The organism is Streptomyces sp. NPDC001231 (genome assembly GCF_042896885.1).
Taxonomy (GTDB): domain Bacteria; phylum Actinomycetota; class Actinomycetes; order Streptomycetales; family Streptomycetaceae; genus Streptomyces.
The window spans coordinates 24,340-43,513 of the sequence record NZ_JBIAXS010000039.1 but is presented as its reverse complement, the minus strand read 5'-3'; the positions used below and the strand labels follow the sequence as shown (position 1 = coordinate 43,513).

Genomic DNA, 19,174 nt, shown 5'->3' with positions numbered 1-19,174 from the left:
CGTGGGAGAGCCCGCCGGGTCTGTGGGCCGCGGGTCAGCTGATCCGGCCCGCGAAACGGTAGCGGAAGCCGTCGGCCGCGGTGACGACCACGTCGTAGTAGCCGTCCTGGTCGGTCGGCCATTCCACGACCGCGGGCTTGCCCTGACCGACGTACACCGTCTTGTGGCCGCCCTCGTAGTCGTTGGCCGCCAAGGCGAAGCGGACCTGGTCGCGTCCGCCGCTGGACAGCTGGAGCCGCAGCGTACGGTGGCCGGGCACGAGTTCGGCCTCGACCTGCGGGACGGCACCGGCGTTCCGGCCGCCCGGGACGACGCTTCCGGCGAAGGACCGCACGAACCGGTCGGGGCCGTAGATGCTGAAGGCGTACTTCCCGTCCGTCGTCGCGGTGTCCCACACGTAGCGCTTGGCGCCCTCCTTGGTGACGGTGAACGGCGTCGCCTCGAAGTCGCGGTAGGCGTCCGGGAACACCTGCATGCTCACACCCCGCGCACCCTCGTTGGTGAGGGTCGCGGTGACCTTGCCGCTGGAGCGGTCGACGGCCACGGTGGCGTGCTGCTGGTAGGGCACGGGCCTCGCCTTCAGCCGGCCGGACGGCGGCACCGGCATCGACTGCTGCCCCGTGGCCGGTATCGCCTTGGCGATCGACGGCAGCGTCCCGTCGTGCTCCGCCGCCGCGATCAGCACGTCGACCGACGGCAGGTCGGGCAGTGAAGTGTCGGCCGAGGAGAAGTCGATCGCCGAGGTCAGGTCACCGCACACCGTCCGGCGCCATTCGCTGACGTTCTCACAGAGCGCCGGCTTGCCCAGGCTCGTGGTCCAGTGCTCCAGGAACTGGACGAGCGAGGTGTGGTCGAACACCTCCGAGGACACCCAGCCGCCGCGCGTCCACGGAGAGACGAGGATCATCGGCACCCGCGCGCCCGGACCGATCGGCAGCCCCTGCACGAATTCGCCCTCCGTGCCGGGCTCCGGCAGCGGCGCCTGCACGTGGTCGAAGTAGCCGTCGTTCTCGTCGAAGGTGAGGATCAGCAGAGTGGACTTCCACAGTTCCTCGTTCTCGTGCAGCGCCTGGATGACCCGGTCGGCGTACACGGCGCCGTAGTCGGGAGCGCCGGCCGGGTGCTCCGACCACAGGTACGGGGCGACGATCCAGGAGACCTCCGGCAGCGGCCGCTCCGCGCCGGGCTTGCAGGCGTCGATGAAGTCCTTGAGGACGTAGTCGACGTTCTGGTTGGAGTTGGGCCCGGTCGGCTTGGTGTGAGTCCGCAGCACGTTGCCGCGTGCGAGCAGCCCGTCGGGCGAGGTGTCGGCACCGGACTGCGCCGGGTTGAACGACGCGAAGGAGCGTACGGTGTTGTCGGTGTAGTCACCGAGCCAGTTGCTGTCGGTGTCGTTGTTGACGTAGATCTGCCAGGACACCCCGGCCTTCTGGAGGGCCTCGGGGTAGGTCTCCCAGGTGTACCGGTAGCCGTAGTCCCCGCCGTTGTTGATGGCCGGTCCGTGGTTCGCGCCGGTCGGGTCGATGCCGCCGGACCACATGTAGATGCGGTTGGGGCTGGTGCTGGTGGCGATCGAACAGTGGTTGTGGTCGCAGACCGTGTATGCGGACGCCAGGGCGTACTGCCAGGGAATGTCCTCACCGGTGAAGTAGCCCATGGTCTGCTCGCCCTTGGCGGCGATCCAGCCGTTGTTCTTGCCCATCGCCCAGGCGTTGTGGCCGTCCGCCCAACCGTGCGGCAGGCCACCCGCGTTCTGCGCGTTGTACTTGCCCGTCTCCAGGCGGAAGGGCAGCAGGTGGCCGCCGTCGGTCCGCTTGGCGTCCGGCTGGTGGAAGACGGTGGTGCCGTCCGGGTACAGCAGGGCCTGCTTGTCGCCGAAGCCGCGGACACCCGGGAGCATGCCGAAGTAGTGGTCGAAGGAACGGTTCTCCTGCATGAGGATCACCACGTGCTTGAGATCGGCGATCGTGCCGGTGAGTCCGGTGGCGACCGCTGCCGTGTCGGCCGGCGCGGCAGCGGCCTTGCCGGTGCCCGCTGCCGTGAGGCCGGTGGTCGCCGCGGCCGTCGCCGACGCCGCGGCCGCCTGGAGCAGCCGGCGCCGGCTCAGTCCCGAACCGAAGAGGGACGCGGGAACGCCACGCGGGATGCGGCCGGTCGTGCCGGCCAGCGAGCCGTCGGGGTTGGTCTCGGGAAGGTGCTCGGTGGGCTCGTCGGCATGCGACATGCGAATGATCCTTTCGATGTGGCACTCGGACCGGAGCACGGCAGCAGCTCGGGCCGACGGCCCCTCGGGGCAGGGGTGACCGGAAGCGGCAGCCATCGGACGCATAGCGGGAAGGTCCGAGATCACGGTGGGAACGAGCGGGTGGAGGTCCGCCTGCGGTGGGGGAGCGTGGCGGCGGCAACTGATCGATGGCGCCTGCAGCATTCCGACAGTCCGGCCAACCTGGCAAGACAAGTTGCCGACTTGTCTCGCATTGTTCACTCCCGCCCGGGCGGGAGCGGTGTGTGGACGCCTCAGGTATGTCGCCCGTACACGGGTGGAGAGAAGGCGCAGGCCGCCGGACGTCACGAGTTCATCGCCGCGTTCCGCCCCTGCGCCGCCCATGGCGGACTCGCCGAGAGAGCCTGCTGTGCTGCGAACTGGCCCGCGAGCCCGCCTTCCGGGTCAGCGGACCGGCGGTCCCCGCGCCCTCCGGGGTCAGCGGACCGGCGGTCCCTGGTACGCGCCGGCGGCGGGATGCCGCTTCGGGATCGGGAAGCCGAAGTAGTCGTGGCGGCCGGCGTCCGGCACGGGCACGCCCAGGCCGAGTGCGGCGGATTCCCGGGCGACGCGGAAGGAGCCGGGGTCGGAGGTGTCGGCGCCCGCCAGGGCGGCGATCAGCCTCGGGTCCGCGGCGCTGCCGCCGGGGTTCGTGCCGCTCCCGTCGGTGTTGGCGGGCACGCCGCCCGGGACGCCGTACAGCACGTTGTGGTCGAAGTGCAGGTCCGGCGTCGGGTTCTTGAAGCGGTAGGACCCGTCGGTGGTGTCCCCCGGACCGGCGAAGATGTTGTTGCGGATCGTCAGTTCGTGCTGGGTGGTGGCAGGCGAACCGGCGTCGTCCTGCACCAGGTAGGTGGGGACGACCTCCCTGTTGAGGAAGGTGTTGTTGTAGATCTGCGTGTTCAGGATCGGGCCCCAGCAGTTCTGCAGCAGCCGGGCGCCGTCGTTGTGGCTGATGTTGTAGCGGGCGACGACGTCGACGGTCTTCGCGCCGCTGTACGGGCAGTTGAGCAGGAAGCCGCCCTTGTTGTCGTGGCTGTAGTTGTACTGGAACACGGTGTGGTTCGAGGCGCCGTCGGCGTCGAAGGACATGCCGTCCAGGCTGTTGCCGCCGCCGGACACCTCGTTGTACTGGATGAGGGTGTCGTCGGTGTTGAAAGTCCAGATGCCGGCGTTGGCGACCCTGGAGCGCAGCTGGAAGCCGTCCACCCGGTTGTGCTCGACGACCGCCCCCGAGGTGGTGTCGAGCTTCATCGCGTCACCGGCGATCGACGTCAGCGTGTTGTGGTCGATGCGGACATGGGTGCTCGGCGTCCACGGGCCCGGGTAGGCCTTGGGGTCCTGCTGGTCGCCCACCAGGTCGCGACGGGAGAACGTCGACTTGAAGTAGATGCCCTCCCGGTCCACGTCCCGGATGCGGTTCCCCGTGATCCGCAGGTCGTCGAAGGCGCTCGCGGTCGTCGTGCCGGCGACGTCGATCTGGATGCCGCTGGAACCGGTGAGGGTCTTGAAGTCGCCGCCGCGCACCGCGTGCACGTCCAGACCCGAGAGCACGTAGTGGTGGCCGATGCCGTGGTCGGCCAGCTCCAGCCGGACGCCGTTGCGCTCGGTGCCGGGCGTACCGCCGGAGTTGGTGATCTCCAGGTCCCGGACCTCGACGTACTCCATGTTGCGCAGCAGCACTGTGTCGTGCAGGCCACCGCCCTCCAGATGCGGCAGCGCACCGGTGCCGTAGGCGCCGATCCGGACGGGCGCGGCGGCGGAGCCGGCGCCGGTCGGGGCGAGGGTGCCGGTGCAGGTCGTGCCGCGCGCGATGCGCAACTGGTCGCCAGGGCCGTAGCGATGCGCGCCGGCCTGAGCCAGGGAGGTCCAGGGGTGCGCGTGACTGCCGTCGCCCGGTCCGCCGTCCGCGGAGCAGTCGAGGTAGTAGCGATGTCCGTGCGGGGCACCGTCGGCGAGGGCGGGGGACGCGGTGGCGGTGGCGGCCAGCGCGACTCCTACCGTACCGGCGAGCACGGCGCCGAGGCGGACGCCGGAGGGGCGGTGGGGCATGTGGGTCCTCTCTGCGGAGGGAGCGGCGTGGGGTGGGGCAGGCCACGTACGCGTCGTGCGACGGGTCTCAGCCCCGAGTGGTGCCTCACCGTAGGGTGGCCGACTGACTGATCCCGGTCAAGCCATATGGACACCTCGATCGCCATATGATCGAGAGACCGCGCGATCGGGTCGTGGGTGATCGTTCGATCAGACCTCTGGCCCCCAAGAACCGTTCGCCGCACGATGGATACCGCTTACCGCATACGGTCGACCGGGCGGTGGTCAACCCTGCGCGGGGTTCGTACGGTCCGGGATCATGAGTCCTCCTGTTGCTCCCCCGGGATGGAGTCGCTGGCTGGTTCCGCCCGCCGCTCTGTCGGTCCACCTCTCCATCGGCCAGGCCTACGCCTGGAGCGTGTTCAAACCGCCCCTGGAGTCCGCCCTCCACCTCGACGGCACCGAAAGCGCGCTGCCGTTCCAACTGGCCATCGTGATGCTCGGTCTGTCCGCCGCGTTCGGCGGCACGCTCGTGGAGCGCAACGGACCGCGCTGGGCGATGACCGTCGCCCTGGTCTGCTTCTCCTCCGGGTTCCTGCTGGCCGCCCTGGGGGCGCAGACCGAGCAGTACTGGCTGATCGTCTTCGGCTACGGGTTCGTCGGCGGCATCGGACTGGGCATCGGTTACATCTCACCCGTCTCCACCTTGATCAAGTGGTTCCCGGACCGGCCCGGCATGGCCACCGGCATCGCCATCATGGGCTTCGGCGGCGGCGCGCTGATCGCCTCGCCCTGGTCGGCGCAGATGCTGGACTCGTTCGGCACCGATCACTCGGGGATCGCCCTCGCCTTCCTCGTGCACGGGCTGACGTACGCCGTCTTCATGTCCCTGGGCGTCCTGTTGGTGCGGGTACCGCGCGCCAGGAAGCCGACCGGCACCGGGCCGAGTGCCCTCGCCGGAGCCCAGGTCTCCGCCCGCAGCGCCGTGCGCACCCCGCAGTTCTGGTGCCTGTGGCTCGTGCTCTGCATGAACGTGACCGCCGGCATCGGCATCCTCGAGAAGGCCGCCCCGATGATCACGGACTTCTTCGCGGACAGTTCCACCCCGGTGTCGGCGTTCGCGGCCGCCGGCTTCGTCGCGCTCCTGTCGGCGGCCAACATGGCGGGCCGCATCGGCTGGTCCTCGACCTCGGACCTGATCGGACGCAAGAACATCTACCGCGTCTACCTGGGCGTCGGTGCGCTCATGTACCTGCTCATCGCGTCGTTCGGCGACTCGTCCAAGCCGCTGTTCATCCTGTGCGCGCTCGTGATCCTCTCCTTCTACGGCGCCGGGTTCGCGACGATCCCCGCCTATCTGAAGGACCTGTTCGGGAGCTACGAGGTCGGCGCGATCCACGGCCGGCTGCTCACCGCCTGGTCGACGGCCGGCGTCCTCGGCCCGCTGATCGTGAACTGGATCGCCGACCGCCAGGAGGAGGCCGGCAAGCACGGGTCGTCCCTCTACGGTCTCTCCTTCATGATCATGATCGGACTGCTCGTCATCGGGTTCATCGCCAACGAGTTCGTACGACCCGTCCATCCCCGCCACCACATTCCCGCACCGAAGGAGGCCGCCGATGGCCGACGCGACCAGCCCGCCTGACCGGCGAGCACTGATCACCCTCTCCTGGCTGTGGGTGGGGGCGCCCCTGTGCTACGGCCTCTACGAACTCGTCCTGAAGGCCAAGCAGCTCTTCACCGGGTGAGACCACCGGCGCCGTACGGGAGATGCCCGGGCGCCCGAGAGCCGGCGCGAAGCCGACCCCACGGGCGTCCCGCTCCAGGAGGACCGAGCCGGCTCTTCGACCACTGAACGCTGACCGCTGGGCAGACGTCCGGCAGAGTGCCGGGCACCTCGGTGGTCAGGGGCTGGTGGGGTTCGGTGCGACTTGATGCTCAGGAGAGCTCGATGATCGTGCCGCAATCGACGCCGGGGCGCAACGCCGGGGTGCAACGTACCTTCACACGCTGTCCCGTGACAGCGAACCTTGAGCTCGTGCCGTCGACGTTCGAGCGAGCCTCCTAGTGACCGAGGCGAGGCATCCGGACGACCGCAGTTCCTCCGTCCAGGTCCACCGTTGTCCTGTTCGGCGGTGCCCCGTCATCCTCGTTGTCCGGCATGACCAGTGCCGACTGCCGCTCCTTCAGCTCGTTCTGCTTGCCCGGCGAAAGACTCGCGTGGAGCTGCTCGAACCCGGTCGCCGAAATCTGACCCTGTCGCGCGCCGTTTCGCCACGGCAACACTCCGGCCCGCCCCGCGCGCAACAGCAGCTGGTCGACAAAGGCAACCAAGGTCAGGGCAACGACCAGCCCGGGCAGGGTCATGAAGAAGACGAATGCCATACGGCCATTGTGGGGGGAGTAACGTTGCCGCGCTCAACCTTCCCTACGTTGTCTTGCGGGAGCGGGCGAGCCCTTCGTATGGGTGGCCCACCCAGGGGCGTCGGGTGTGGCTTTCAACCTTCAGCCGCTTGTGGCTTCCAACGACTGGCCGCCCGACGTCTCACGACGACTCGGCTGCCAATTCCGGAGACCAGTGTGACGGAGCGCTTCCGCTGGCCACCCTGAGCACCGAAGTTGGTAGCCCCGAGCCAAAAGCTGAGGGGTTCATCGGTCGCTGGGAGTAGGTCCTGCGCCTCAGGCGCGCTTCGCGCCTGCTTGGCTAGGGTCGGTCCTCATGGAGACCACAGGAATCGTTCGTCGCCGGACGGCGGAGCGTATGCGCGACGCTCTGGAGCGGCTCGTTACCGAGCGGGATGTATGGGTGTCGACGGCTCACCCTGATCACGGGCCGCACCAGGTGCCGCTGTGGTTCTTGTGGGATGGGCGAGCAGTGTGGATGTGCACCGGCGCCACTTCCGTGACTGCGCGGAACGTCCGCAAAGAGCCGCGCGTGCGCCTGTCGCTGCCGGACACCTTCGACGTGGTGCTCCTCCAGGGTGAGGCGGAGTGCTTCCCGGACCAGGAGGTGCCCGGAGGCGCAGCGGAGGCGTTCGCCGACAAGTTCGGGTGGGATCCACGCGTGGAAGAGGGTTCCTTTCTGTATGTACGCGTGGTCCCGAGGACTGTGCGCGCTTGGCGCGGCGAGCCAGAACTACGCGGGAGAGTCATCATGCTCGACGGGCTGTGGCTGGAATAACGGCCGTCCCTCGCCGACGCGCCTCTCTCGGATCACGATCTACACCTGGAGTATCAACCGGCTCCGGGCACAGCTGTGCGGCATCTTCCCCGGTCTGGAGCGGGTACTGGACCTCACCGACGCTGGCGGGCGGCCGGGGTCCGGTAGCCGGTCAGCAGGGTGAGGGGCCCCGACCGCCTCGCCGGCTTCGGCGGCGTCGCACCCGACCCCCGCGACTCCGGCAAGACCAGCGGCAACCTGCGGCGCCCCCGGCGATACAGCCGCAGACTTCAGCGCGTCCTCTACACCTCCGCGCTGTTCAGCATCCGACGGTGCGACGAGTCCCGCCGTTTCTACGGCCGCAGACGAGCCGAGGGCAAGCGCCACACCCAAGCGGTCCTCGCCCTCGCCCGCCGGCGCGTCAACTTGGTCACGAGAACCGACAGCACCTGTACACAATCGAACAGTCCATGGCTTCGGGCAGCACGGGCCCCTGCGGAGTTGGCAGGGGCCCGTGGTGTAGAGGGCCGAGGAGGGCCGGGGCCTGTCCTCGTTGAGCGGCATCCTGGCCGGTATCGCCTAATTTCCGCTGCCGGCCTGACGGCCCGTCCTCACTTCAGGTGCCGGTCGTAGAACCGGCCCCCGTCCTCCACCTCGAACCACGGGGTGCCGACGTGCCCGCCCATATTGGCGTGCAGCGTCTTCTCCTTGCTGCCGAAGGCGTCGAACAGGTCCAGGGCCCGCTGCCGGGGGTTCCCTTCGTCGTCCCACTGCAGCAGGAACAGAAGCGGAACGGTGACTTGCCGGGCCTCCTCGCGCTGGGCGCGGGGCACGTAACCCCCGGCGAAGAAACCGGCGGCCGCGATGCGCGGCTCGGCCACCGCCAGCCGAATGCCGACGGCGGTCCACCCCGAGTACCCGACCGGGCCGCCGATCCCGGGCAGCGAAAGGAGGGCGTCCAGGGTGGTCCGCCATTCCGGGACCGCCTTTTCGACCAGGGGGCCGATGAAGGACTCGAAGATCTCATCGACCGGCTTGCCGGCCTGCATCGCCCGGCGGAGGTCGGCGCGGGCCTGCTCGTCGGCGGCGGAACGGGGCCGGCCACCACACCCGGGGGCGTCGATGGCGGCCACCGCGTAGCCGTGCGCCGCGTAGTGCCGGGCCCGGGCCACCAGCCGGGATTCCCCCTTGGGCAGGCCGTTGTTGTGCGCCATCAGGATCAGCGGAGCCGGTGCGGACCCAGGCGTCCACAGGGTGCCGGGGATCTCGCCGAGGGTGAATTCGCGTTCGAGGACGCCGTCATCGAGGCGCTGTTCAGAAGTGAATTGCATGGTCGTGCCTTTCGGGAGGGCTCTTGAACGGCGCTCCCGGACGACCTATCGCCCGACCGTGACCCCAGAGGAGAGCACCCATGTCGATACTGCGTTCACGGGTACCACCTCCTCGTTCTCTCGCACGGCCTCCGGAAACGTAGCAGTCGTCGCCGTGGTCCGCCAAACGGGTTCTTGCGCGGGCTCCGTGGCCGAATGCCACGGAGCCGGAACACTACGCAGAGCTACTCGGGGCCTCATCGCGGCTTCCCGAGGTGAGGCCCTGCGAGGGGGGCGCTGGGGGCGCTGTCGTTTCTCATGTCCCGAGCGGCTACGCAGCCGGTCCGTCACCGTGACCGTCACCTCCTCGCCTGGATGACGCCGAACCGGACCGGGTTGACAAACGACATGAGGAGTCGATGCATCATCAGATCGAGTTAAACAACTTGGCTAAAAACAAGGCTAAATGATGCTAGTGTCGGGGTGGAGGTATGGAGATGGCAACCGAGGAAGAGCTGTTCGCTTCGGTCGACGCACTGCTGGAGGAGGAGCCGCAGCTCCCGCCTCCCCCGGAGCGAGCCCGGCTGCGTGAGGCCGCCGGGATCACGCAGGCCCGCCTCGCGGTCGCGTTGAAGACGTCGACGCAGACCGTCAAGAACTGGGAGAACGGTCGCTCCGAGCCGAAGGAGCCGCGCCTGTCCGCCTACCAGCGGCTGCTGAAGGGCTGGGCGGCGAAGCACACCGCCCACCCCGCCCGCGGTGCCACTGCCACGACCGCCCCGGCCGCCTCGCCCCGGCCGGCACCGGTTCCGGAGGCGTTCACCGGCCCGGCCGAGCCCGAGGCAGGGACCGTCGCATCGGTGCAGGCACCCGCGGCCCCGGCCGCGCCGGAGCGTCCGGCCGCGCGTCGCCCGGTCACGTCGTCGCGCGGCCCGGCCAGGAAGAAGGCCGCCCTGCCCGTGCTGGACCCGCGGTTCCCGCACGGGCCGCTCGCCGTGCTGGACGGTGACGGCTCCGCCTACGGCGTGAACGGGATCGTATGGGACTGTCCGGCGACCACCATCCCTCAGTTGGTGGAGTGGACGCTGCGCGAGTCCGGGCTCGGTGCGCCGAAGCTGCACCGCAACGGGAAGGAAAGCGACCCGCTGATCGTGCTCACCGCGGCGGCCGCCGTGAAGCTCGGGCTGCCGGAGCGCCTGGAGGGCCACGAGCAGCGCCGCTCCCTGCGTCTGCCGGACGACCATCCCGTGGTCAAGCAGGTCACCCGCGCGAAGTGGAAGCTGACGCAGCGCGGGTTCGGGCCGTGGGCGCGGATCTACCGCCCCGCGCAGGCCGGGCAGCGGCAGTGCGTGCAGCTCGCCGTCCTGTCGTGGGACGCGCTCGACACCCGGGCCTGGCCGGGAGTCGCGGAGATGGAGCCTGCCGACATCGCACGCGTCCTGGGCATCTACGCCCAGCGCGTGATCACCCCTCGCGGCTCTACGGCCGTGTCCGGGCTGGAGCTGATGACTGCGCTGCGCCCGCCCACGAGGGCAGTGCAGGACCGCGCGACCGGTAACTGGGTCTCCGGCCACAACCCCGGATCGCTCGGGACGGAGCCGGTCGACCCGGCGCCGCCGGAGGCCACCCAGGAGCACCCCGTCGTCGTCAACTCCGCTTGGAAGGGCGGCTTCCTGGATGAGGAGGCGTACCAGTGGGTGCGCGACCTCGACCTGCTCACCGGCGAGGAGGCAGCCCTTCCGTGGGTGGTCGGACTGGACCTGAACACCGCATTCCTCGCGGCCGCGGGCCGCCTGATGGTCGGCCTGTCCGGCCCGGAGCACGTCCGGCATCCGCACTTCGACAAGCGCATCCCCGGCGCATGGCTCGTGGACTTGTCCCACATCGAGCTGGACCCGCGCCTGCCTTCGCCGTTCACCCCCTCTGGCCTCCGGCCAACGGGACCCGCCTGGTACCAGACCCACACTGTCGCCTACGCCCAGGAGCTCGGCTGCAACGTCCGGCCCACCGAGGCGTTCCTGCGGCGCGAGACCGGCGCGTACCTGGACCCGTGGCACGACCGGCTGAAGACCGCCTACGTCGACACCCTCGCCGACCTGGGCGTCACCAAGGACCTCAGCGACACCGAATTCCTTGCGGCAATGGAGCGGCACAAGCAGGCCGACCCCGGTTCGGCGGCCGTCCTCGCGGCCATCAAGGCGACCGTCAAGGGCGGCGTGGGCAAGCTGCGCGAGCGCCCTCAGGGACGGCAGTACAAGGACGGAGACCGCTGGCCGGCCCTTGAACGTCCCACCTGGCGACCGGACATCCGCGCCGCAGTCATCAGCAAGGCCCGGGTCAACATGCACCGCAAGATGCTCAAGATGGCGGAGTTCACCGGCCTGTACCCGCTCGCGGTACTGTCCGACTGCGTCGTCTACCCCTCGCCGGGCCGCAGCCCGCTGGACTTCCTGCCCTACAGCACCAGCGGCAAGCCGATCCCCGGCGCCTTCCGCGTCGGATCCACCCCGGGCCTGGCCAAGGTCGAAGGAGTGCAGGAGATGGCGTGGGCGGTCGACCTGATGGAGCAGGGCCTGAACCCCGCCCGGCACATCAAGGGTGGCGACGCCGTCCTGGACGAAGGCGAGTAGGCCGTGGCAGGCACGAGCATCGTCACCCCGCACCTCGAAGCCGACACCGACCTGGAGCGGACGCTGAACCGCTCCAACGGCAAGGACTCTGCCTCCGAAGGGAACTGACGCTGTGGGAGAGATCGAGGACGCGATCGAGCGTGCCGACCGGGAGGCTTTCACGCGGGAGCCGCCCAAGACGTTGAAGGGCCAGATCGGTTTCCTGCTCAAGCAGTTGAAGTCCGCGAAGGCCGTCGCCGCGGAACTCGGCGTCACCGCCGACTCCGTCAACCGCTACCGGCGGGGCGCCCGCAAGCACCCGCCGAAGGAGATCCAGCAGAAGATCGACGCGGCTGTGCGGTCGCGCTGGCAGCCGCAGGTCCGCAAGCGACGGCGCAAGCAGGCCGCCGCCACCGGAGGGATCACGGTGGAGACGCGGGCCCGATTCGGGTACACCGCGCCGGTCGGAACGACCGACGACGGCCGCTTCCGCCGCCTCACCGTGCACCTCCCCCCGTCCTACGCGCAGCGTCTGTTCGACGCCCGCGAAACGGGAGCCGGCGACCAGCAGATGCGCCAAATCATCGCCGAAGGATTCAAAGAGGTCTATTTCCAGGACGGCGGAGTACGCGCCATGGGACTGTCGGACGTGGCCATCAACGAAATTGATTACCTCGACCTGGATTTCTGAGCCGCCGCTTCCTGTGCGATCTCACCGAGCGGGGAAGGTGAGCCGCAGAACGATCTCGCCGTCGTCGATCTCACCGGTGGGCTCGAACCCGAACTTCTGGTAGAAGGGCCACGGTTCGCCGTCGCCGGGGTCGTAGCTGGTCAGTAGTTCGGTGGCGCCGTCCGCGCGAACCAGGGCGGCGATCTGGGTGAGCACCTCTCGGCCGATCCCTCGCCTCTGGTGCCGCTTGTCGATGAGCAGGCGCCAGAGGAAGTGCCGCCCTTTGAAAGGACCAGTCGGCGGCTTCCAGGACAGCATCACGAAGCCGACGGGCTCGTCGCCGCGGTACACGGCGCGGAACCAGGGATTGGCCTCCGGCGTCTTTGCCGCCTCCTTGAGCGACTTGGACACGGAGGCGACGAACTGCTTTTGGTCACGGCGGACGCGGAGGGCACGAACGGCATCCCGGTTGTCGTCGGTGATCTCCAGTAGGTGCACGCCTGGGGACCTCACGCCACACCCTCTTCCTGTATCCGCCGGCTGCGCCGTCCGGGCCGACGCGGAGAGCCGCCACTGAGCGGCATTCCCTTGTGCGTACGCGGTATCGGGGAGGCCCGGCCGGGCGTCTTCGCAGCGTATTCGACACAGGCGATCCGGGGCGGGACCGGCACGCCGGACTGTGACCGTGCCCGAGGCCGCTCCTGGCCAGGAGCAGCTCGATCGTGGAGGCCGAGCAGCCAGGGCCGAGGGTCGGGCGGCACAGTCCAGTAGTACGCGTAAGCAGGCGGTCGGGTCGCGGCGGACATGTGTTTCCCGGAGCCACGGACGGCTCCGGGAAACACTCGGCCAGAGACTCAGAGACTCAGAGACTCAGGGCACGATCCTCAGGAGCTTGTTCGGCGAGCCGGTGCCCGGGCTGGTGACCACGCCCGACGTGGCGCCGTTCACCAGGGCCGTGGAGACCTGCGCCGGGGTGGCCGAGGTGTGGCTCGCGAGGTAGACCGCGGCCGCGCCCGCGACGTGCGGCGTCGCCATCGACGTACCTGAGATGGTGTTGGTGGCGGTGTCGCTGGTGTTCCAGCCCGCCGTGATCGAGGAGCCGGGGGCGAAGAGGTCGAGGACCGAGCCGTAGTTGGAGTAGCTGGCCCTCGCGTCCGTACTGGTGGTGGCGCCGACGGTGATCGCCTCCGTGACCCGCGCGGGGGACGAGGAGGAGGCGTTGGCGCTGGAGTTGCCCGCGGCGACCGCGTAGGTCACGCCGCTGGCGATCGAGTTGCGTACGGCCGTGTCCAGGGAGGCGGAGGCTCCGCCACCCAGCGACATGTTGGCGACCGAGGGACCGGTGTGGTTCTTGGTGACCCAGTCGACGCCGGCTATGACACCGGCGGTGGTGCCCGAGCCGCTGGAGTCGAGCACGCGGACCGCTACGATCCTGGCGTTCTTGGCGACGCCGTAGGTCGAGCCCGCGATGGTGGTGGCGACATGGGTGCCGTGGCCGTTGCCGTCCGACGGTGTGCCGCCGCTGACGGCGTCGTAGCCGTAGGAGGCCCGCCCGCTGATCTGGGAGTGCGTGATGCGGACACCGGTGTCGATGACATACGCGGTCACGCCGCTGCCCGCCGAGTCCGGATAGGTGTAGGTGCCGGAGAGCGGGAGCGAGGCCTGGTCGATGCGGTCCAGACCCCAGGGGGCGTTGCTCTGGGTGGTGTCGGTCAGATGGACCGTCTGGTTCTGCTCCACCGAGGCGACCGACGGGTCGGCCGCGAGCCTCCTGGCCTCGGTCGCCGAGAGGTGCGCGGTGTAGCCGTTCAGCGCGCTGCCGAACGTCTTCTTCACGCTGCCGCCGTACTTGGTGATCAGGCCCTTGCCCTGGCTCGAAGCGGACGTGAAGCCCGCGTTCTTCTTGAGGGTGACGATGTAGCTGTCCTTGACCGCCGTGGGTGAGCCGGCGGCGAGCACTCTGCCCTCCGCCGGGGCGGCCTGGGCGGGAAGCGCGGTGAGTCCGCCCAGGAGAGCGGCGGTTGTGACGCCGGTGAGGGCGGCGAAGCGGATCTTCCTGCTACGCGGTGGTGCCATGTGAGGGAGTCCTCCTCAGGCAGGCGCGCCGGGGTGTGGCGCGCGTTGTGGGGGGTGCGCACGCCAAGGCGCACTCGCCCCTGGAGCGTTGCGTTCCGCCCAGGGACGAGATAAGCGTGTGGCAAACGAGCCGCAGAGGCAAGGGAGTTGAGGGACTGTCACATAGGTGTCATGCCCATGAAATCCACGTGCCTGTTCGTCAACTCCGGTGCGTGTCCGTTGCGTTGACGCCCCTTGTGCTCAGCACTACCGTTTGAGAGCGCTCTCACACCGCGTCCGCCCAAGCCTCCTGCATCTCTACCTGCACCGCACCGGGCGGGATCACGACCCAGACAGGGAAACCCCTCCGGCGAGTCCGGGCCTTCGCCGCCGCGCGGGGGTGGGCTGACCTGTCGCGCACGGCATGTCATGCGCAGAACAACGCACAGGACATCAACCCCCCACAGGACACAACGGGAGTGACAACCGTGGCGAGACGCCCAACCCCCTGGAGGTTCCCGCTTCCCCGCCCGCGACGGGCCCTGCGGCGCCTGATCGCCTGCGGCGCGGCGCTGGTGGCGGCCGCCGCCGTACTGGTCGTGGACGGCGCGGCGCCCAGCCGTGCCGCCACCGCGGCCTGGGCCCCCAAGCCCGCGCCGATGACGACGCCCTGGACCAACCAGGTCCCGGTCGACGCTCCGCTGCCGGAATACCCCCGGCCGCAGCTCACCCGCCCCGACTGGCTCAACCTCAACGGCATCTGGGACTTCGCGATCACCTCCCGCGACGCCGCGCAGCCCGCCGTCTTCGGTGAACAGATCCGGGTCCCCTTCGTCCCCGAGTCCGCGCTCTCCGGCATCCAGCGCAAGATCACCCAGAACGACCGGCTCTGGTACCGGCGCACCTTCACGGTGCCCACGGGCTGGAGCGGCCGACGCGTCCAGCTCAACTTCGGCGCCTCCGACTGGGAGACCACCGTCCGGGTGAACGGGCAGCAGGCCGGATCCGTCCACCGCGGCGGCTACGACGCCTTCACCTACGACATCACCCCCCTGCTCAACGGCGGCACCAACACGATCGTCGTCTCCGCGTACGACCCGACCGAGACCGGCGGCCAGGCCATCGGCAAGCAGCGCATCCAGGACGTCACCCCGCACGCCGGGCGCAGCATCGTCTACACCGCCTCGTCGGGGATCTGGCAGACCGTCTGGCTGGAGCCCACCGCGGCGGCCCGCATCACCCGGCTCGACATGGTGCCCCGCCTGGAGGACGGCACCCTGCGGGTGACCGTGCGCGCGGCCGGAGCCGACGGGGCGAGCGTCAAGGTCACCGTCTCCTCCGGCGGAACGCCCGTCGGCAGCGCCACCGGCACGGTCGGCGCCGAGTTCGCGGTGCCGGTGCCCGCCGCCCATCTGTGGACGCCCGAGGACCCCTTCCTCTACGACGTCACCGCCGAGCTGACCGGCAGCGCCGGCGGCGACCGGGTCGGCAGTTACACCGGAATGCGGTCCATCGCCGTCAAGGACGTGAACGGTGTGCGCCGGCCGGTCCTCAACGGCCAGTTCGTCTTCCAGACGGGCACCCTGGACCAGGGCTTCTGGCCGGACGGCATCCAGACCGCGCCCACGGACGACGCCCTCCGGTTCGACCTCCAGAAACACAAGGACCTCGGCTTCAACATGGTCCGCAAGCACATCAAGGTCGAGCCGCAGCGCTGGTTCTACTGGGCGGACCGGCTCGGGCTGCTGGTGTGGCAGGACATGCCCTCCATGGACAGCTCCAAGAGCCCGGACGGTGCGGCCCGCACCCAGTGGGAGAGCGAGTACCGCGCGATCACCGACCAGCACCGCAGTTCTCCGGCGCTCATCCAGTGGGTGGACCAGAACGAGGGCTGGGGCCAGTACGACCAGGCCCGCATCGCCGACATGGTCAAGGCCTACGACCCCTCCCGTCTGGTCGACAACATGAGCGGCGTCAACTGCTGCGCGGCCCAGGACGGCGGCAACGGCGACGTCATCGACAACCACAACTACGTCGGCCCCGGCAACACCCCGACCGAACCGGTGCGCGCCTCGGTGCTCGGCGAGTACGGCGGCCTCGGATACCGGGTCTCCGGCCACGAGTGGTACCCCGGCGGCGGCTGGGGCTACGAGGATCAGCCGAGCCAGGCCGCCCTCAACGACCGGCTGGTCGGGCTGCTGGACGGCATGCGGGAGAACTCCATGCCCGCGGCCGGGCTCTCGGCGGCCGTCTACACGCAGATCACCGACGTCGAGAACGAGACCAACGGCCTGATGACGTACGACCGGCAGGTCGTCAAGGTCGACCAGGCCCGCGTCCGCGCCGCCAACCAGGCGCTCATCGCGGCCTCCCGCACCGCGGGCCCGCCGGTCGGGCTGCCGGTGGGGCAGTACGTGTCGATCCGCGTCACCACCAGCGGCTACACCAACCGTTACGTCAGGCACTACGACGGGCTCGGCTACACAGAGGTGGTGGACGCGGCGAGCGGGTCCGTGCTCAAGCAGGACGCCACCTGGAAGGTGACACCGGGGCTGGCGAACAAGCTCTGCTACTCCTTCGAGTCCCGCAACTACCCGGGCGAGTACCTGCGCCACCGCGACTTCCGCGTCCGGCGCGAGGGCGGTGGCGACACCGTCCACCGGGAGGACGCCACCTGGTGTCCCGTCCGGAACGGCAGCGGCATCCGGCTGGCGGCATCCAACTTCCCCGGGCAATACCTGCGGCACATCAACGCCGAACTGTGGCTGGCCCAGGCCGGCGGCTCGCACGCCTGGGACAACCCGGCCACCTTCACCGAGGACACCACCTGGGCGATCGAGGCGCCCTGGGCCCCCTGAGCCCGGCCGCCGCCCCGACGCGAAGAGGACGGACCCGACATGTCAGTACGTCAACACCGCATGCTGAGCGGGCTGGTGGCCCTGGTGCTCGCCTTGTCCGGGCTGCTCGCCCTGCCCTCCCGAGCACGGGCCGCGACGCCCGTGTGCGCGCTGGCCTGCGACACTCTCGACCCCTCCAAGGCGGCCCAGGAGACCTTCCCCGTCTCCGACCGGAACATCAACGGCCGGATCCTGCGCTTGCACGTCTCCGAGGCCGACAGCATGGCCTGGGCCAGCATCGACAACGGTGTCACCGGTGACTCGGTCTGGCTGGACCGCTCCTGGAACCGGGGCGCCACCTGGGAGGAACTGCTGGGCAAGGCCGCCATCCCCGGCACCTGGACCGGCACGCGCACCCTCATGTACAACGTCACCGACCCGGTGGGTCACCGGCGCGGCTGGATCCGGGCCTGCGGCGACGCCAACGCGGTCACCTGCACCGACTGGTTCCGCCCGCAGGTCTGCGACGGCGCCTCCTGCGACGGCGCCGACCCGGTCACCGCGGCCGGCGACGAGCAGCCGGTGCCGGCGACGTCCCTGTTCGGGCGCGCCATCAGCCTGCACATGGACCAGCGCAACGGCATGGCCTGGGGCGCCATCGACAACGGCGGCGCGGGCGACGAGATCTGGCTGGACCGCTCCTGGGACGAGGGCGCGACCTGGCCCGAGGGCTCCTCCCTGGGCCGTACCTCCGTGCCGTCCGGGAAGGCGGGCACCCGGACGGCCATGTTCGCCACCCGCGACCCGCGCGGCCTGATCTACGGCGGTGCGGTCCGCGCCTGCGGCCGTGAGGCGGCGCACCAGGAGGGCAGTTGCACGGCGTGGGCCAGGCCGGTGCCCACCCGGGCCGGCGCGGCGGCCGATGCGCTCATGGCCTCGTATCAGACCAACGAGGGCTGGTGGCGTAGCAGTTGGTGGAACTCGGCGGTAGCGCTCACCGCACTGGTGGACTTCGCCCAGAGCACCGGGCGGCATGACTACGACTGGGCCGTCGCGCGCACCTTCGAACAGAACAACGGCGTCTTCCCGGCGGGCGGGCGCAGTTCGGACCCGGTCGAGGGGCACTTCGTCAGCCGGGCCGTCGACGACGCGGCGTGGTGGGCGGTGGCCTGGGTGGCGGCCTACGACCACACCCATGAGCGGCGCTATCTGGACGAGGCGGTCACCATCACGTCCTACGTCCAGCAGCACTGGGACCCGGGCACCTGCGGCGGTGGTGTCTGGTGGGACCGCGAGCGCACCTACAAGAACGCGGTGACCAACGGCCTGTACGTGTGGCTGACGACGGCACTGCACCAGCGGCTCACCGGTGACACACTGTGGGGCGGCCGGGCGCGCACGGCCGCCGACTGGTACCTGAACAGCGGGCTCATCAACGCCTCCGGTCTCGTGAACGACGGGCTGACCACGGGCTGTGCCAGCAACGGCCAGACCGTGTGGAGCTACAACCAGGGCCTGGCCATCGGCGCCTTCACCCAGCTCTGGCGCAGCACCGGCGAGGGCCGGTACCTGACCACCGCGCAGCGCCTGGCCGACGCCGCGCTGTCGGCGCCGGAGCTGACGCGCGACGGGGTGCTGACCGAGTCCTGCGACACCGGCACCCGCACGTGCGACGACAACCAGAAGCAGTTCAAGGGCATCTTCGCCCGGCACCTGGCCGACCTGGCGGACGCCACCGGCTCGGCGGCCTACCTGGCGTACATCGCCAGGCAGGCCGACTCCCTGTGGCGCACCGACCGGGACCCGCTGAACCGGCTCGGCCAGCGCTGGGCGGGCACCAGCCCGAACCCGTCGGACTGGCGTACCCAGGCCAGCGCCCTGGAGGCGCTCACCGCGGCGCAGTAGGGCCCGCTCGGCGACCGCCGACACACCACGGCCGGCGTGGTCCGTCCCACTTGGGACGGGCCGCGCAGGCGATCGGCCGCCGCGAGGAGCGCGACGGCGATGCCGACGGACTCCTCCCGCCGTCTGCCCCGCCCTTAATCGCCTTTCGTGCCTTGCCGAGCGGGAGCTAGTGTTCGCGCAGCGAGTGATTCACGAGGAGCGAAGACATGGTCGGTCGTCCGAGCACGCGTTGACGTTGGAGGCCGTGAGCGGCCTGTCATCGCGTGCTGCCCATGACGCGCGGCACAGCGAGCCTTCCTTTCCCGCTGCCTGAGATGGTCGGTGCACCTGTCGT

General features: G+C 69.9%; 13 protein-coding genes and 1 pseudogene. 8 read left to right on the top strand and 6 right to left on the bottom strand.

All coding sequences use genetic code 11. The features are described from left to right. Positions 1–34: 34 nt before the first annotated feature. Positions 35–2,224 (bottom strand): phosphocholine-specific phospholipase C, encoded by a 2,190-nt coding sequence (locus ACFY3J_RS33940; RefSeq protein ID WP_384186713.1) that lies wholly within the window; start codon positions 2,222–2,224, stop codon positions 35–37. A 477-nt stretch (positions 2,225–2,701) separates the two neighbouring features. After that, entirely contained in the window at positions 2,702–4,315 is a 1,614-nt protein-coding gene (locus tag ACFY3J_RS33935; RefSeq protein WP_390842434.1) for a right-handed parallel beta-helix repeat-containing protein, read from the bottom strand. 298 nt (positions 4,316–4,613) lie between these two features. Between ACFY3J_RS33935 and ACFY3J_RS33930 the strand changes: the two genes are divergently transcribed. Together ACFY3J_RS33930 and ACFY3J_RS33925 are read left to right on the top strand one after the other, a co-directional pair. Then, positions 4,614–5,939 carry an OFA family MFS transporter gene (locus tag ACFY3J_RS33930; RefSeq protein WP_384186707.1) on the top strand — a complete coding sequence of 442 codons (1,326 nt, stop codon included), beginning with the start codon at positions 4,614–4,616 and terminating at the stop codon, positions 5,937–5,939. Next, a complete protein-coding gene (locus tag ACFY3J_RS33925) occupies positions 5,914–6,042 on the top strand; it encodes a hypothetical protein (protein WP_384186704.1) in 129 nt (42 codons plus the stop codon). The genes ACFY3J_RS33930 and ACFY3J_RS33925 overlap by 26 nt, the downstream gene beginning before the upstream one ends. A 316-nt stretch (positions 6,043–6,358) precedes the next feature. On the opposite strand, the gene ACFY3J_RS33920 is transcribed toward ACFY3J_RS33925, so the two are convergent. Further along, positions 6,359–6,679 (bottom strand): DUF6191 domain-containing protein, encoded by a 321-nt coding sequence (locus ACFY3J_RS33920; RefSeq protein WP_376541851.1) that lies wholly within the window; start codon positions 6,677–6,679, stop codon positions 6,359–6,361. Positions 6,680–7,013: 334 nt separating this feature from the next. Between ACFY3J_RS33920 and ACFY3J_RS33915 the strand changes: the two genes are divergently transcribed. Together ACFY3J_RS33915 and ACFY3J_RS33910 are read left to right on the top strand one after the other, a co-directional pair. Then, the gene (locus ACFY3J_RS33915; RefSeq protein WP_390842433.1) at positions 7,014–7,475 is read left to right on the top strand and encodes a pyridoxamine 5'-phosphate oxidase family protein; all 462 of its coding nucleotides are present in this window, start codon (positions 7,014–7,016) and stop codon (positions 7,473–7,475) included. A 165-nt stretch (positions 7,476–7,640) separates the two neighbouring features. Continuing rightward, positions 7,641–7,886, top strand: a pseudogene (locus tag ACFY3J_RS33910) (transposase); the annotation flags it as partial. A gap of 179 nt (positions 7,887–8,065) precedes the next feature. On the opposite strand, the gene ACFY3J_RS33905 reads toward ACFY3J_RS33910, so the two are convergent. Beyond that, positions 8,066–8,785: a dienelactone hydrolase family protein gene (locus ACFY3J_RS33905; protein ID WP_384186698.1), complete on the bottom strand. Its 720-nt coding sequence runs from the start codon at positions 8,783–8,785 to the stop codon at positions 8,066–8,068. 476 nt (positions 8,786–9,261) lie between these two features. On the opposite strand from ACFY3J_RS33905, the gene tap reads away from it, so the two are divergent. Further along, the gene (tap, locus tag ACFY3J_RS33900; RefSeq protein WP_390842432.1) at positions 9,262–11,394 is read left to right on the top strand and encodes a telomere-associated protein Tap; all 2,133 of its coding nucleotides are present in this window, start codon (positions 9,262–9,264) and stop codon (positions 11,392–11,394) included. A 112-nt stretch (positions 11,395–11,506) separates the two neighbouring features. After that, complete coding sequence (gene tpg / locus ACFY3J_RS33895) at positions 11,507–12,064, top strand: telomere-protecting terminal protein Tpg (protein WP_384186692.1); 558 nt, start codon at positions 11,507–11,509, stop codon at positions 12,062–12,064. A gap of 21 nt (positions 12,065–12,085) precedes the next feature. Here the strand turns inward: tpg and ACFY3J_RS33890 are convergent, their stop codons facing one another. Together ACFY3J_RS33890 and ACFY3J_RS33885 are read right to left on the bottom strand one after the other, a co-directional pair. Further along, positions 12,086–12,541 (bottom strand): GNAT family N-acetyltransferase, encoded by a 456-nt coding sequence (locus ACFY3J_RS33890; protein WP_390842431.1) that lies wholly within the window; start codon positions 12,539–12,541, stop codon positions 12,086–12,088. A 372-nt stretch (positions 12,542–12,913) separates the two neighbouring features. Further along, complete coding sequence (locus ACFY3J_RS33885) at positions 12,914–14,119, bottom strand: S8 family peptidase (protein WP_384186686.1); 1,206 nt, start codon at positions 14,117–14,119, stop codon at positions 12,914–12,916. A 521-nt stretch (positions 14,120–14,640) separates the two neighbouring features. On the opposite strand from ACFY3J_RS33885, the gene ACFY3J_RS33880 reads away from it, so the two are divergent. Both ACFY3J_RS33880 and ACFY3J_RS33875 read left to right on the top strand, forming a co-directional pair. Then, positions 14,641–16,956, top strand: coding sequence for an AbfB domain-containing protein (locus ACFY3J_RS33880; RefSeq protein ID WP_384186801.1), 2,316 nt, complete (start codon positions 14,641–14,643; stop codon positions 16,954–16,956). A 39-nt stretch (positions 16,957–16,995) separates the two neighbouring features. After that, entirely contained in the window at positions 16,996–18,840 is a 1,845-nt protein-coding gene (locus tag ACFY3J_RS33875) for a glycoside hydrolase family 76 protein (RefSeq protein ID WP_390842430.1), read from the top strand. Positions 18,841–19,174 lie beyond the last annotated feature (334 nt).